Origin of the sequence: Microbulbifer jejuensis, assembly GCF_047289955.1 — a bacterium.
Lineage (GTDB): Bacteria > Pseudomonadota > Gammaproteobacteria > Pseudomonadales > Cellvibrionaceae > Microbulbifer.
Map to the genome: position 1 here is coordinate 45,367 of NZ_JBLBUB010000003.1, position 15,636 is coordinate 61,002.

The window sequence follows — 15,636 nt, forward strand, 5'->3', positions numbered from 1 at the left end:
GAGCCCAGACTATACACTATGCCGATTGACCAATTCAGCGATCCACTCCGGGGAGAACATGGATAAAAACCTTTACGCCGAGCATATGGCCACCCTGTGCCACCGCTACGATACCATACTGGAGGCCTGCGGCTTTGAGACCCTCAATGTGTTCAGCGGCGCCCCCAGGCTGCAGTTTCTGGATGACAACCCCTACCCCTTCAAGCCCAATCCCCACTTCAAGGCCCTGGTCCCGATCACAGACAATCCACACAGCTGGGTAATCTATCAGCGCGGGCGCAAGCCGAAGCTGCTGTTCTACCGTCCGGTAGACTTCTGGCACTTTGTCCCGCCCGCTCCCCAGGCTTTCTGGAGTGGGTTTTACGATATCGAGCTGCTGGGCAAGCCCGCCGATGCCAAGGCATTCCTCCGTGCGGATAATGCAGCCTTTATTGGTGAAGGCGACAGCCTGCAGGGCTGGCCGCTCGGCAGTGACAACCCGGCGCTGCTGATCAACCGCCTGCACTGGGCGCGCGCCTACAAGACCCCATACGAGATCACCTGTCTGCGCGAGGCCAACCGCATTGCCCTTGCCGGCCACCGGGCCGCAGAGCAAGCTTTCCGCAGCGGCGCCAGCGAATTTGAAATTAACCAGGCCTACCTGGGTGCCGCGGGCCAGGGCGAGCACCGCATGCCTTACGGCAATATCGTTGCCCTGAATGCGCACGCGGCAATTTTGCATTACAATCACCTCTCCACCGAATGCCTGCCGAAGTCGGAACTGAGGACTTTCCTGATTGATGCCGGTGCAGACTGCAACGGTTACTGCTCAGATATCACCCGTACCTATACTTACGCCGACAACGCCTTCGCGCAGCTGGTGACAGCCATGGAGGAGAAGCAACTGGAACTGGTGGATGGGCTCAAACCCGGTCTGCCCTACCCGGCTCTGCACGCCCAGTGCCACCTGAAGGTCGGCGAGCTGCTGGCCCGGTTTGGGGTGATCAAGACCTCGGCGGAAGGCGCAGTGGAGTCGGGCCTGACCCGGCCGTTTATGCCCCACGGCCTGGGCCACTTCCTCGGCCTGCAGGTCCACGACGTGGGCGGCCACCAGAGTGGCCCCGATGGCGGTACCACGCCCCCACCGGCGGAGTACCCTTTCCTACGCACCAGCCGCACAATAGAAGAGGACCAGGTATTTACCATTGAGCCTGGGCTCTACTTTATCGACAGCCTGCTGGAGGAGTTAAAGGCTTCCCCCCTTGCCACTGAAGTGCATTGGGAAAAGGTGGAGGATTTCCGCCCCTATGGCGGTGTGCGTATTGAGGACAATATAGTGGTGCGCGCTGCGGGTAATGAGAACCTATCCCGCGAGGGCTCTGTTCGATCCTGATTGGGCACAGTGACCGCAGCCACTATAACACCCAACAATTAACCGGCTTGGCGCCAAACAGGTAGCGGGAGCAGTTTGGTTGCCAACTGCACCCGCCCCGCTTCAATCTCCCGATATGAACACAAGTTCAACGTCTCCAAACCGAAAGTTACAATAAAAACCCAATAATCGGCGGCAGCCCCCACGGAGAGAAGATCCCCTCTCCATGCTTCAAAAAATAGCGGCAATCGCAACCATTGCCGGTATTTTTATCAGGCCAGTTCGGCACGCACCGCGCGCGCGGCCGCCACCATATTGAGCAGGGAGGAACCCACCTCGGCCCAGCTGCGGGTTTTCAGGCCGCAATCCGGATTGACCCAGAGCCGTTCCACCGGTACCACCTGGGCAATTTTCTTCAGGCGCTCCACCAGCTCTTCCCGCTCGGGCACATTGGGGGAATGAATATCGTAAATCCCCGGCCCGATCTCATTGGGGTAGCCACCAGTCTTGTCCGCAAAGGCGCTGAGCAGGCGCAAATCGGAGCGTGCAGATTCGATCGTAATCACATCCGCATCCAGGGACACAATCGCATCCATGATGGCATTGAAGTTGCTGTAGCACATATGGGTATGAATTTGCGTTTCCGGCTTCACCGCACTGCAGGTATAGCGAAAGCAGCCCACCGCCCAGGCGAAGTAATCGGCGTGTCCGGCCGCCCTTAGTGGTACCCCTTCACGGAGAGCCGGTTCATCGATCTGGATAATGCCAATACCCGCCGCCTCCAGATCCAACACCTCCTCACGCAGTGCCTTGGCAATCTGCAGGCAGCTCTCGCTGCGGTGGATATCCTCCCGCGGGAAAGACCAGTTGAGTATTGTAACGGGGCCGGTGAGCATACCCTTCACCGGCTTGCTGGTGAGGCTCTGCGCATAGCGGCTCCACGTTACGGTCATGGCCTGCGGGCGGGAGATATCACCGAAGATAATCGGCGGTTTCACACAGCGGGAGCCGTAGCTCTGTACCCAGCCGTTGCCGGTGTGTACAAATCCAGCCAGTTGTTCGCCGAAATACTCCACCATATCGTTGCGCTCGGCTTCACCATGCACCAACACGTCCAGGCCGAGAATTTCCTGGCGACGAATGGCTTCGGCAATTTCCGCGCGCAGGTGTTCCAGGTAGTCTTCCTCGCTGATCTCTCCGTTGCGATATTGCCGGCGCACCTTGCGCAACAGATCGGTCTGCGGGAAGGAACCGATGGTGGTGGTGGGCAGCAAGGGCAGTTGCCAACGTTTTGCCTGTACCGATGCCCGCTCCAGGTAGCACTGTTCCCGCCAGGTATCCCGCAGTTTTTCTGCAACTGAGTGGGTGCTCTCCCCCTGTTCTGTTCCAGCCTCAGCTACAGCGGCCTCTTCTTGCAGCAACTGTTGCAACTGCGCGAGCTCGGCCAGTTTCTGGCGGCTGTAGGCCAGTTTTTGTTTTTGCGCCTGCGGCAGGGCTGTTTCGGTCTCCAGGTCTACCGGACTGTGCAGCAGGGAACAGCTGGCGGAGAGCCACAGGCGATCCCCCAACTGCTCGGCCAGGGGTTTCAGGGTACGCTGCCACTGGTCCAGGTCCGCACGCCATACGTTGCGCCCGTTGAGCACGCCGGCAGACAGTACTTGCTCCGCACCGACAAGCGCCACTGCCCTATCCAATTCTTCAGGCGCGCGCACGCAATCGATATGCACGCCATCCACCGGCAGCGAAAAGGCCAGGGGCAGGTTTTCCCGCAGTGGGGAAAAGTAGCTTGTCAGTAGTAATTTCGGACTGCCTGCAGCGGCGCTGATCTCCTGATAAGCGCCGCTGAACGCTGAGCACCACTCGGCAGGCAAATCGAGCCCCAAAATTGGCTCATCCAGCTGCACCCACGCAATACCCAGCTCGCCAAGCTGGGCCAGCAGTTGCGTGTAACTGGGCAGGAGGTTGGGAAGCAGATCCAGGGCATTGTCGACACCCCGCCCCAGCCACAGGTAAGTCAAGGGACCGATGACCACCGGCTTCGCCCTGTGCCCCTGGGCCTGGGCCTCACGCACCTCTGCCAGTAACCACCCACTATCCAAGCAAAACGCCTGCTCCGCATCAAATTCCGGCACCAAGTAGTGGTAATTGGTATCGAACCATTTGGTCATGGCACTGGCGGCGACTGGCTGCCCGGAGGGCGCGCGACCCCGCGCCAGGCGAAAATACTGGTCCAGCTTGTTTTCCGCTGCGCCATCGACGAACCGGTCGGCAACCACACCGAACATCAACGAGTGGTTGAGCACTTGGTCGTACCAGGCAAAATCCCCAACTGCCACAAAGTCCAGACCGGCATCACTCTGCGCCTGCCAGTTGGCGCGGCGGATATCAGTGCCCACCTGCAGCAATTGCTGCTGGGAAATATCCCCACGCCAATAAGCCTCCTGGGCTTTTTTCAGCTCGCGATCGGCCCCGATCCGGGGGTAGCCGAGAATATGTGTCTGCGCCATCTCTGTATCTCCAAGTCCATGTCTGTGCGTGGAACAACGCCACATTGGCACCCTCGCCCGCAGCCTTGTCACCGGTGCCAGTGCCAGCCACACCCTCTGCGAGCATCCGGACTTGATTGTGTCAATACAGTGTTATTCAATCAATTTCATATTTTTTGCAATAAACATGAATAAATCCAAAGATGATTAAACTGCGCCAATTACGCGCCCTAAGTGCCTTGAGAGATACCGGCAGCCTGGTGCGGGCCGCCGAGCGCCTGCACCTGACCCAGTCGGCCCTATCCCACTTATTCCGGGAGATGGAGGAGCGCCACGACCAGACGCTGTTTGTACGCAAGTCTCGCCCGCTACGCTTTACCAGTGCCGGGCTGCGCCTGTTACAACTGGCCGACGCGATACTGCCACAGGTGGCCTTGGCCCAGCGGGACCTGGCGCGGCTGGCATCCGGCCAGTCGGGCCGTTTGAATATCGCCATTGAGTGCCACAGCTGCTACCAGTGGCTGATGCCGACCCTGAACACCTATCGGGACGGCTGGCCCGAAGTGGAACTGGACCTGTGCAGCGGCTTTCACTTTGCCCCTCTGCCGGCACTGGTGCGGAGCGACCTGGACCTGGTGGTTACCGCCAATCCGGATAGGGCACTGAAAGGAATCCACTACCAGCCCCTATTCAGCTTCGAGATGTGCCTGGCACTGAGCCGTAATCACCGGTTGTTGGAGAGTGGTAAACGGCGCTGGGTCGCGCCTGAGGAGCTGGCCGGGGAGGTGCAGATCACCTACCCCGTGGAGCGGGAGCGGCTGGATATCTTCCAGCGCTTCCTCGACCCCGCCGGGGTGGAGCCTGCAGAGGTGCGTACGGCGGAGCTGACGGTTATGATGATGCAGCTGGTGGCGAGCGCGCGCGGCGTCTGTGCCCTACCCGACTGGGCTTTGCACGAATACCTGCAAAAAGGCTTTATTGCCCAATTGCGTCTGGGCGAGAAGGGTCTCTGGAGTACCCTTTACGCCGCTGTGCGGGCGGATATGCTGGATCAGGCCTACATTGCCGACTTTCTGCAGACCGCACGGGATGTTTCTTTTGCCCATTTAAATGGCATCCGCGCAGCCACCTGATCCAACAATTCCCAGCCGACCCAGCCGGATTATCACAGAGCCATAAGAGGAGCCGGTATAGTCATCCACCGGCATGGAAAACCCGAAACCGGCACCGCTTTTTACAGGCAGTACGCATTCCCTGGCGTTATCCCCTGTATCAGCAGTGGGGCCTGATCGCAACGCCCGGCAGCCTATTTCTCCCTGGCGCGCTTGGGTTTGCGCCCCCCTTTGGGCTGACCGCCGGACTTTGCGCTCGCATCACCGAGACGGGAAAGCTTCATGGGCTTTCCCGCTACCCGCACTTTCTTCAAGTGCTGCAATACCTCTTTGGGCATGCCCTCCGGGAGATCGACCGTGGTGTAGTCCGGGTAAATCTCAATACGGCCGATGTATGAACTGTCCAGCTCAACCTCGTTGGCGATTGCACCCACAATGCCGCCCGGACGCACGCCCTGCTCGCGGCCGATTTCGATACGGAAACGCTCCATGCCCTCATCCGGGGGCAGCATCTTGCGATCCTTTTCATAGCCATCCTTCTTGCGGCGGCGACCTTCAAACTCCCCGCCCCCCTCATGCCGCTCCTTGCGGGGCTTGGGCGTCTGTTCCTTGATCAGCAGGGGCTGGTCACCCTGCGCCATAGACGCCAGTGCTGCGGCAACATCCAGCGGGTCCACCTCGTTCTGTGCCAGGTACTCCTCCATCAACTGGCGGTAGGGAGCGAGGTCCGTCTGGCCTTCCAGGGTTGTGGTGATGCGCTCGCGGAAGCGCTGCATGCGGGCACTGTTGACCACTTCGGCGCTGGGCAACGCCAACCTCTCGATGGGTTTCTTGGTCGCCTTCTCGATAATCCGCAGCATACGGCGCTCGCGCGGTGCCACAAACAAGATGGCATCACCCTCGCGACCGGCACGGCCGGTACGGCCAATACGGTGGATATAGGCTTCGGTATCGTAGGGAATGTCATAGTTGATTACATGGCTGATGCGCCTCACATCCAGTCCACGCGCTGCCACATCCGTGGCCACAACGATATCGAGTTTGCCCTTTTTCAGCTTGTCGATCACCGCCTCGCGCAGGTTTTGTGCCATATCCCCGTTCAGTGCCGCACTGGCAAAGCCCCGCGCGGCCAGCTTGTCCGCCAGCTCCACGGTGCTGTTCTTGGTGCGCACAAAGATAATGGTGGCATCCACCGGTTCCGCTTCCAGGATGCGGGTCAGTGCATCCAGCTTGTGCAGGCCGCCCACCGGCCAGTAGCGCTGGCGAATGGTCTCCGCGGTTTCGGTCTTGACGCGGATCTTGACTTCAACCGGGTCCTGTAGGTGCTCCCGTGCGATGCGGGCAATTTCCCTGGGCATGGTGGCGGAGAACAGCGCAATCTGGCGCGCTTCGGGAATCTGCTCCAGCACCCACTGTACATCGTCGATAAAGCCCATACGCAGCATCTCATCGGCCTCATCCAGCACCAGGGCGCGCAGGTTGGACAGATTCAGGGAGCCGCGGCGCATATGGTCCATCACCCGGCCGGGTGTACCCACCACCAGTTGCACACCCCGTTTCAACTGCTGCAGCTGCCCGCGGTAATCGGCGCCACCGTAGATGGGCGCCACATGGAAGCCTTTTAAATTAGCGGCGTAAGACTGGCAGGCCTCGGCCACCTGGATAGCCAGTTCGCGGGTTGGCGCCAATATCAACACTTGGGGGTGTCGATCCTTCAAGTCTAACTGGGAGAGCAGTGGCAGCGCAAAGGCCGCCGTTTTACCAGTGCCGGTTTGCGCCTGGCCCAGCACATCGCGCCCCTCCAGCAGGGAGGGAATAGTCTGCGCCTGAATCGGTGACGGCGTTTCGTAGCCGAGCTTTTCAATGGCATTGAGGATTTCAGGCGGAAGGCCCAGCTGGCTAAAGCCAACCGGTTGAGGAATATCGGTCATTTCGGGAGTCACTTGAGGCCAAAGTTCCTGTCGTGGAACTGGGGCGCAGGATAAAAGGTCGGGCAGTCTAACAGGTTAAACCGCAAAGAACAGCCTGTTTTTTGATCAAAACTTGCCCCTGGTACAGAACCCGGAGCAAGTGCCTTGCTAGCCAAAAGTGCGGGGTTTTCGAGGGGGTATTACCTTGAGGCTCAGTAAAGCACCCCCCGTTCAGCCCGTGTTTGTATTGCCAGCTTCGAACGACGCATCTCCAAATCTACTGTTCACGATCTGCTCCAAGCGCTCGCCAACCTCTTCAATGGTTGCATTGATTCCCTTGAAAAAGCTGCCATCCAATTGGGTCTGTTCATACAAATAGGTGTGGAAACGCTGGAATAGCTTGTAATCAACGGTAGCAGGGGCCTTCCAAAAGCTGGAAAGTGAACCCTGGTGCGTCAAGCCCCGCATATCGTAGAGCGCGCGCCCCAATACCTTGGTTGGAACCCTGTGCAGAAGCGCTGAAATGCCCACGGTACTATTGATGGTCACAACTCCCCTGGCGTGATCCAGCAGGGTGGGTAGATGTAGGTCATGGCAATAAATGACTCGGTCAGAGAGCTTGTAGCGCGCCCCCAAAGCATCAACCAGCTCCTGGTAGTGACAAAAACCGCGATCCATCGGGTGGTGCTTGAGCACAAGTACCGTATTTGCCGGAGCATACCGGGCAAAGGATTTCAATACTGCATCGATTGCGTTTTCCATAGAGAGCAGATCCGAGTGCTCGCGCAGTTGGAAATCATCACGGGTTTGCAAAGGAAACAGGAAAAACTTCCGGCTGAAGTCCTTCGTCAATTTAGAGGTTAAGAAATGCTGGGTAGCTCGGTAAAGCCCCTTTCGGAAAAAGCTCCTGATCCAACAGGCCCCTTCTGCTTTCCAATCGCGGCTTCGATGATGCTGATAATGTGGATACCTGGACTTGGCAAAACGCATTGCCAGGTAATAGCCTATGGCAAAACAGGCCCGTTGAGAGAAAGTCCTCCCTACGGGTGCCCCGGGTTGACGCCCGCAGCTCTGGTAACGGTCAATGGCTTCACGGGACCAGTCTGTAGGGGAAAAGGCGTTTACACCGCCCCACTCAAAAGTCACAAAATCCGGGCGTAGATAACCCTCTTCAAAAACACCAAAAGGTATACCCAGAGACTCGCAGACTGATCGGGCCATCGCATGTAAGGGCCGGCAGTCACCATAGACAAATACCGCTTTTGCACCATGCTCAAGCAAATAGCGACGAAAAAAGGGGGGCCAGTCGTGTTCACAACCGCTGAAATCGGCCTGGTAATCTGCCCAGGCAAAAAAACGATCACCTCCGTTAAAATTGATTTTGTGGGTAATGACACCCCGCTGGGACAGCCACTTTGCCAGCTCAGCAAAGAATGGGCCATGGGGCCCCTGTAAAAACACTGCCACAGACATGAATTCCCCTACCCAAGAAAAACTACAACATACAACAATCTGCCACAGTACAAATAGTCAATACCAGTGGCCAGGCAAATCCCCTTTCAAATTATAGTTGGGTAGATTTTGCCTGTTTTTGCCACTTTCAAACTACAGCTAGCTTGAGAGTGCTTCAAAAATTAGCCGCGTATTGCAACATTAACGGTCGTAAATGTCTATATACAGTTTAATTATTTCCATTTCGGCCTTTCCCAAGCATTCTATATGTCGGCCAATGATAAATCCCCCCTCCCTGTGAGTCTGCAATCAAGGAACCCCTTCGCAAATAATAGATTTGCCAGGTTAATTAAAGTGCGCGGATTGATTATTATTTAATTTCACATTTGGAGTCATGAAATACCGTTTTGTCAATTAGTGCATTCTATTTCTTATGGGGCTGAAGCTAGTCTATATTACGTGTGAATCTTCCCAAATAATTATTTTGCTCTCCACTGGCGATTTTACGTTTGTCCAATCTTTGTAACGCTTTTCCCCAACCCCATTCAAACAACCTTCCCGTGTATTTTGGACAGGGGGTAAACAGTGGGTTAAAGGGATTATCTCGTGCCTGCATCCAGATTGTCATTCGGTTGGATTTCGCACTGGCCTCACCACGTCGATGAAACCCATACACATTGGCTATTAAGAGCGTATTGGCAGGTACACACAGTTTCTCAGCCGACAGGCCCATCTCTGCAAGCGCAGTATCATTGACGCGAAATGATCCATCCCAATATCTTCCTTTGTCACGAAGCGGCCCTTTTTGACATGCTTTCAGGCTTTGTCTGTATTCCCATTTTAAGCGCCGCCATGAAAGGCGGTGAGAGCCCGGTACATAAATATAGGGCCCGTTTTGGTCGTCAGTGCCGTCAATATACAACCAGGCCTTCACACATGGGTGGAATGTATCCGCGTGCATATCCCTCTGTGGGTCCGGCCGGGGCGCTACATTGGCGTGATTGCACAGGTTTTCTATGAAAAAAAAGGGAGGACGATTTTTAGAAGAGCTATACCGCATCAATCTATCAAGATATGGGTTGCGTACCAACTGACAAAATTCCGGCGTCTGTTGTCTGCTATAGTAGTCCATAAAAGCACGCTGCGTCAGCGTCGTCCCCTCGACAATTTCACGTATCACCCCCTTATAGTTTTTGAGTGCGATAGAGAGTTTGGAGAACTGCTCCTCCGGCAGAAAATCCTTCTTTAGGATGAATCCATTTTCAAGAAAATCTTTTCTATCTTCCTTAGATACCAATGGGGACAAGAGCAGAATGCGCAGCCTAAACAGAAAGTGAGCCAGTATGACTCTGGCCACATGTAGACCGCAGCGGTTGAGCCAGTAATTCCCTATAATTGGATTATTCTTAAAGCTTTTCCCCCAACTTAAAAGTTCAAAAATCCATTTTGGCAATTTCCAGGCCAAATCCATGACTTTACGAATTTGCATAAACCCTACACTCCGGGATTGGTATATCAGGAAAAATTACAATACCATTGTGATAAAAATCTAAATGACAAATCTACTAAATGCAGTTTAAATAAAGTCTCACCGCTCTTTATTGCCAGAATCAAAAAACCGAAATTTGTCACTATTTGAAAAGATATCGATTCCTATACCAGCGATAGATCTTCTGAATAACACCGGTTAAGGCTGTTGTATTTTTGTTTTTATCCAGTAAAGCTACCGCTGTCTCCGCATCGATATACTCTCCCGAAGAAGGATCTACATAAAGTGGATAGAGAATCAGAGCCCCGGCCACTAATTCATCCAGAGTCAGCTTTCGCCCTCTTCTGGCTTTGAAGGATTCAAGTTCAATACCCGCCGGCGTATCGCGGGTAAGAAGCTTATCGTCTGTTAGACCCCAGCCTGCATAAAAAGGCAGCCCATAGGTCACTACTTTCAAGCTGCGCAATAAGGCTTCGAATCCCGTCAAAGAACTCATTGTATGTACTTCATTTACATGTTTCAGCAATACAGAAATCTCGATATCTCGAATCAAACGATCATAGGCTGCATCTGGGCCAGGTTGCAGAGCCCCCAAACGAGCCCCGGCCTCTACATCAGGATGAGGTTTGTAGAGTATATACGCATCGGGATTTTCAGATCTGACCACATTTAAGAGAGATTGATTACTTTTTATAGTCGGCGATCCACAAGCAATCGACGCATCGCTTTCAACCTGGCCTGGCACCAAGATTATCTTACGCTCAACAGGAAACCTTAACTCCCCCGGCTTTTCGCAAGAGCCAATATTATATTTACTTACCCCTTTTGCCAAAATATTTTTTCTTAAATTCTCTGCGCGATTAATCAAAGATTGAGAAAAGTTTGTTGTTTTTAATATCCCTTCCAAATCACTGGGGTAACGGGCATCAAAATAGATTCCCTTAGAATCAAACACCAGCGATACTGGGACAGTGAGATCCACACCCAGACCCGCAGAACGCAGGAATCCATCCTCAGCCTGCCAGAGTTTCAATCCTAATTTTTCACTATAAGTGCGAACTTCTTCCGTAACACGGCCAGCCCACACTAGCGCATTCCCCCCTGCACTAACCTTATGCACTTGCTTATAGTCATATATAAACCGTATCTTTCCCCTCCGTCCCAGATAATTAGGGATAAAACGCCGCTTCCAGGGTGAGAAGCCTACCCCTACCCACCGTCCATTCAAGCGAGAGAACATACGTTTTTGCTCCGCAATGAAATGGACAGTATCTTCAAATTTGCAAGGAAGGCCGGTATAAGGATTGATATAGCGGCAATAGCAGAAATAGGTTGCACAAAAAACCTGTGCCAAGGAGCGTGAGACATTTCGGCGATTCAAGCTTTGACGGTCTTTGGTTAAACCCCAACCTGCATAGAAGGGCACCCCAAAGCAATGCACCTCCTTCCCGGCAATCAATGCATCAAAACCCAGCTGGCTGGTGACGACATAGACTTTCTCTATATCCTCAAATAACGCCCAGGGTGAAATATCTTCTGCAATCACCCGACAGCCCTTCTGTTGAGCCTGGCCGAGCAGGTATCCCTTTTTTTTACCTGCTATAACGTCCGGGTGTATCTTTACACAAATTTCTGCATCCGGATTTTCTCGGATTGCCGAATTCAGCATTGTATAAAACTGTTGCTTGGAGCCATATCCAGCCTGAACGGAAACATCATTATACGTCTGGTCTACCACCAGCACACGCTTCCGCTTGTCGAGCCAATTTATGGGTAAATCGTCAGATTTATTATATTTTGACAGACGGTAATGCCTGAGAAGCTCGATTCCTCTATTGGCTCTCTTAATATCCTCTTGACTAAAATCGGCTTTTTTAATAAGACTTTCCAGGTCACTGGTTTGAGTAGCATCATAATAAATTCCTGTATGATCCACTACAAGGCTATGGGGTAATGAACCTTCAACGCCAAGCCCCAAAGACCGTAAAAACCCATCTTCAATACAGATATAAGGCAAATTATATTTATTGGCGATTTTTCGGGCTTTAATCGCAGTATTTTTGAGCCCCCAACCAACCATATGGGTTATTTTATCGTCAGGGTAAAAGGGTATATAGCGACATTCAGCCCTGAGAAACTGATTCAGATTTCTCAAACGACGCAAACCAAGGGAGCAATAACCAACTACAGGCACTGGCGTGCCACCTTTAACATACGCTGACGCAAGCTTTGATCGTCTGCCAAGCGTAATATAGCTTCTACCCAGGCCTCTGGTTTCATAGGTAATAACAGGCCGTTTTCGTCATGCCTGACCACTGTCGCATAGATAGGACCTTCTGCGTATATTCCCACGGCACCCGTTTGGGTAATATCAAAGAATTTGGTGTGAGATCTTGCGCTGTTGAAAGGGGTATCAAGCAGCGGCGCCAACCCTATATCGCGGCCCGGACGCCTTATTAAAGACAAGTATGCGGGCCATTTCATTGGATACAGTACGTGGACCCTGGACAAACCATGGAAGAGCTTATTGACACTCTTGTCACCAATCACCTCAAAAATCAGATTTTGGTTTCTTTGTAAGGATTCCTCAATGATTGGATATAGCCAAAGCAGATCTTTATGGTGTGAAGCAGAGCCATGGTAAAAAACGGTCTGCTGTACTCCTGTTTTTAATTGGACCGGCTGCGCTTTCAGCAGCGCTGGATTCCATTCAGTATATTTGCGTTGTAAAAAGGATGTAGATACCAGCAGTTTAGCGTCTATAGATCTCAGCCATCGTTGATTTAACCAGCTATAGCGCAGGATTTTAGCCTGGTAGCGCAATGACATTGCACCAAAGGATCTCCAGCTCAACAGGTCATCGTCCATAAAGAAGTAAATTTCGGAAATAGAACTCCGGCATTTATTGACCAAAGACTTCCAAGCCGAGGGTACATAGCGCACAAAAAGAATAGTTGCTCCTTTAATTTTTTCTTTTGAAGGCATCTGATCAAACGATATACGCTCGAATTGAATTTTCTTTTCGCGCAAATAGGGGAGCACAAAGTAATCTGTAGAAGGATTTACTCCCTCTTCCACGATAAGATACCGAGTATTATTTTCCAAAATTAAAATATCAATTTAAAATAAAGATTCAAAAAAATGCCAGGACCGAAATAAGCTGCTACACTTTAAATTCTATCTGACAAAGCCTCAAAGATTATCATGCTTCACCCTTCCCCCTATATATGCTGACAGATACGCTTTTAATACAGCAATGCCAGGTATCCCCTGAAGAACCAGCCTGAGACCTGTTCAAACACCATTTTCCAGTTTATGCTTTCTCGCATGGCTGTCCATTTTAGAATCACTTTGAATCTTCTCACACATTCATAAATAAAGCACAAGAATTAAAGACCCTTTAATCTTTTTTAGTCTAATCGGAATTTACATTACCAAATTGGTTCTACAAAAAACTGTCTCAGTGTAAGCGTTAAAGTAACCAGCGAGATTGTCAATTATGCCAGTGAAAAATCTTCGTGTGCTAAAGTCAAATTAGGGTTGTAAGCCGGATCCCGGTCCAACATATTCCCCCAGCGTTCGCGCATATAGGCAGTCTCTGCAGCCATCCGGCGCCGTTTGGCGAAGGTATCGTCCGCTCCGCGGGACACAGACTCGTGATGATAGAGCTCTGCATAGGGAGTCCAGAGATTACGATAACCTATTTCGCGTACCTTCAGGCATAAATCTACATCGTTGAAGGCTACCGGAAGTTTCTTTTCTTCCAGGCCGCCCACTTCTTCAAATACTGTTTTGCGCAGAAGCAGGCAAGCAGCCGTTACTGCGGACAGATTCTGCACCAAGTGCAGCCGCGAAAAATAGCCATATTCATTGCGGCTGAAATACTTGTGAGAATGGCCCGCGACGCCGCCAATTCCCAGAATCACACCGCCATGCTGGATAGTATCATTGGGGTAATATAGCTTGGCGCCCACACAACCTATCTCCGGACGACAGACCTGGCTGACCATCTCCGTCAGCCAATCGTCATTTATCGGTTCAATATCATTGTTGATCAGGCCGATGATCTCCCCTTTCGCCTGACGTACACCGAAATTGTTGATAGCTGAATAATTGAAGGGATAGTCCCAGCTGCAAACTCTTACCCGGGGATCAGCACTGATTTTTTCCAGATAGTTAAGGGTCTTTTGACAACTGCTCTGGTTGTCCAGAATCAGCAGCTCAAAATTTGGATACTCCGTGAGAGACAAGATTTTGTCTACACAGGGTTGGAGAATGTCACAGTGATCTCGGGTTGGCACCAGGAGGCTGACCAAAGGCCTTTCTTTCGGAAGTTTCCAGCGTATGCGGTAGGTATTCGGTACAAAGCCCTGCTTCACCTGCGCACCTAGCTTCTCAGACTCCAGACAGTCATTCAACGACTTAATGCCAGCCTCTGACGTGTAGCTTTTCTCGTCGCAATCCAACGCTGTCGACCCTTCTGCGGCCCTCCAATGGTAGAGAATTTCCGCGATATGCATAACATTACCGGCATTTAGATAGGGCAAACAACGTAGCAACAGGTCATGGTCTTGGGCACCCTCGACGCCCGTACGCAGCCCACCAACCTTTTTGACCAGATCTGCCCTAAGGACGGTGAAGTGGCAGACATAATTGATCGACAATAACAGGTCCGGATTCCAGTCTGGCTTGAAATGGGGATCAAAGCGATGGCCGGCGTGATTAATCTTGTCTTCATCGCTGTAAATCAACTGTACTTGCGATGATTTTCCGATCTCCACACAGACTCGCTGAAGTGCATGTGGCGGCAAGGTGTCGTCGTGGTCCAGGAAAGCGATATAATCTCCCGTTGCCAGCTCCAGAGCGCTGTTACTCGCCGCCGAGATATGGCCGTTTTCGGTGCGAAACACCACTTGGATACGCGGGTCCAATGCCTGGTAGGCAGAGAGACACTCCCGAACCTGCGGGTCCGGCGAGGCATCATCGGCGATACAGAGCTGCCAGTGTGGATAAGACTGTGCCAGCACAGAATCGATACAAGCGCGAAGGAACCCAACTTCCGAATTGTAAGTCGGCAGAATAATGGAAATTAGTGGTCCATCTATCTCAGCGGTGGGCTGTACCGAGAGTAACTGTAACGCCTCCACTTGTTCTATCCATTCCCGGTATCCACGCCCCCTGCACCTACGGTTAAAAGTCTCCGCATAGTGAGAGAGACCGAGATCAAGCCAGTTACGGTGCAATTTTCTAGCATTGGCTTTCAGGTGGGCCAGTACATCTCGTATATTGAGCTCCCTGAAACCAGGGTGCCTGGCGGCCAGCCGCTTTGCCAACAATCTATAAGCAAACCAGGGCACCAATGGCATCAGTTGCAGATGTTCGATACCGAACAGGCCCGCTTCCTCCAACGGGTCGAAACGAAGAGCATGTACTCCCTTTGGAAAATACAGCAGTCGTTTCGCCATTCGATCAGAACTGCAGTTGAGCGAATAGCGCTCCTCCTCGCTGAATCCACTGCCGGAGTTCACATAGAGGCCAGCATTCACGCTACCACGATTATGGACCAACCGCAACTCAAGCATATACCAGCCCGGCAAAAGATGGCGTCCAGGCAAAAAAAACTGCGGGTCTACACCTAGAGAGCGCCACTGAAGGCCACCCTTGCTTCCATCAACCGGTTCAATATCTGAAGCTGGTACGAGGCGGGAAACTAAATCAACGCTAAGTAGGGGTTTGATAAATTTAATCACGGTATCTGGCTTGCCTTACTCACTCGATGGGCATATAGGTTTGATCATTGTATTGTATAACGTCCGGGGCAAGCGCACTACAACTC

General features: G+C 52.5%; 9 protein-coding genes. 2 read left to right on the forward strand and 7 right to left on the reverse strand.

Translation table 11 applies throughout. The features are described 5' to 3' along the window. Positions 1-58: 58 nt before the first annotated feature. Positions 59-1,372 carry a Xaa-Pro dipeptidase gene (gene pepQ, locus ACL7TT_RS02615; protein ID WP_413392951.1) on the forward strand — a complete coding sequence of 438 codons (1,314 nt, stop codon included), beginning with the start codon at positions 59-61 and terminating at the stop codon, positions 1,370-1,372. Between the two features lie 251 nt (positions 1,373-1,623). Here pepQ and metE read toward each other — a convergent pair whose 3' ends face one another. Beyond that, complete coding sequence (gene metE, locus ACL7TT_RS02620) at positions 1,624-3,858, reverse strand: 5-methyltetrahydropteroyltriglutamate--homocysteine S-methyltransferase (protein WP_413392953.1); 2,235 nt, start codon at positions 3,856-3,858, stop codon at positions 1,624-1,626. 182 nt (positions 3,859-4,040) lie between these two features. On the opposite strand from metE, the gene ACL7TT_RS02625 reads away from it, so the two are divergent. Then, on the forward strand, positions 4,041-4,970 hold the full coding sequence (locus tag ACL7TT_RS02625; protein WP_299946225.1) for a LysR family transcriptional regulator: 930 nt from the start codon (positions 4,041-4,043) through the stop codon (positions 4,968-4,970). A 173-nt stretch (positions 4,971-5,143) separates the two neighbouring features. On the opposite strand, the gene ACL7TT_RS02630 is transcribed toward ACL7TT_RS02625, so the two are convergent. From ACL7TT_RS02630 to ACL7TT_RS02655, 6 genes are all read right to left on the reverse strand, one after another. Then, on the reverse strand, positions 5,144-6,880 hold the full coding sequence (locus tag ACL7TT_RS02630; protein ID WP_413392955.1) for a DEAD/DEAH box helicase: 1,737 nt from the start codon (positions 6,878-6,880) through the stop codon (positions 5,144-5,146). A gap of 210 nt (positions 6,881-7,090) precedes the next feature. Further along, positions 7,091-8,332 (reverse strand): capsule biosynthesis protein, encoded by a 1,242-nt coding sequence (locus ACL7TT_RS02635; protein ID WP_413392957.1) that lies wholly within the window; start codon positions 8,330-8,332, stop codon positions 7,091-7,093. A gap of 424 nt (positions 8,333-8,756) precedes the next feature. Then, the gene (locus ACL7TT_RS02640; RefSeq protein ID WP_413392959.1) at positions 8,757-9,800 is read right to left on the reverse strand and encodes a phytanoyl-CoA dioxygenase family protein; all 1,044 of its coding nucleotides are present in this window, start codon (positions 9,798-9,800) and stop codon (positions 8,757-8,759) included. Between the two features lie 142 nt (positions 9,801-9,942). Then, positions 9,943-11,994, reverse strand: coding sequence for a capsular polysaccharide biosynthesis protein (locus tag ACL7TT_RS02645; RefSeq protein ID WP_413392961.1), 2,052 nt, complete (start codon positions 11,992-11,994; stop codon positions 9,943-9,945). Continuing rightward, the gene (locus ACL7TT_RS02650; protein WP_413392963.1) at positions 11,985-12,878 is read right to left on the reverse strand and encodes a glycosyltransferase family protein; all 894 of its coding nucleotides are present in this window, start codon (positions 12,876-12,878) and stop codon (positions 11,985-11,987) included. The genes ACL7TT_RS02645 and ACL7TT_RS02650 overlap by 10 nt, the downstream gene beginning before the upstream one ends. Before the next feature lie 419 nt (positions 12,879-13,297). Then, a complete protein-coding gene (locus tag ACL7TT_RS02655; RefSeq protein ID WP_413392965.1) occupies positions 13,298-15,382 on the reverse strand; it encodes a glycosyltransferase family 2 protein in 2,085 nt (694 codons plus the stop codon). Positions 15,383-15,636: the final 254 nt, after the last annotated feature.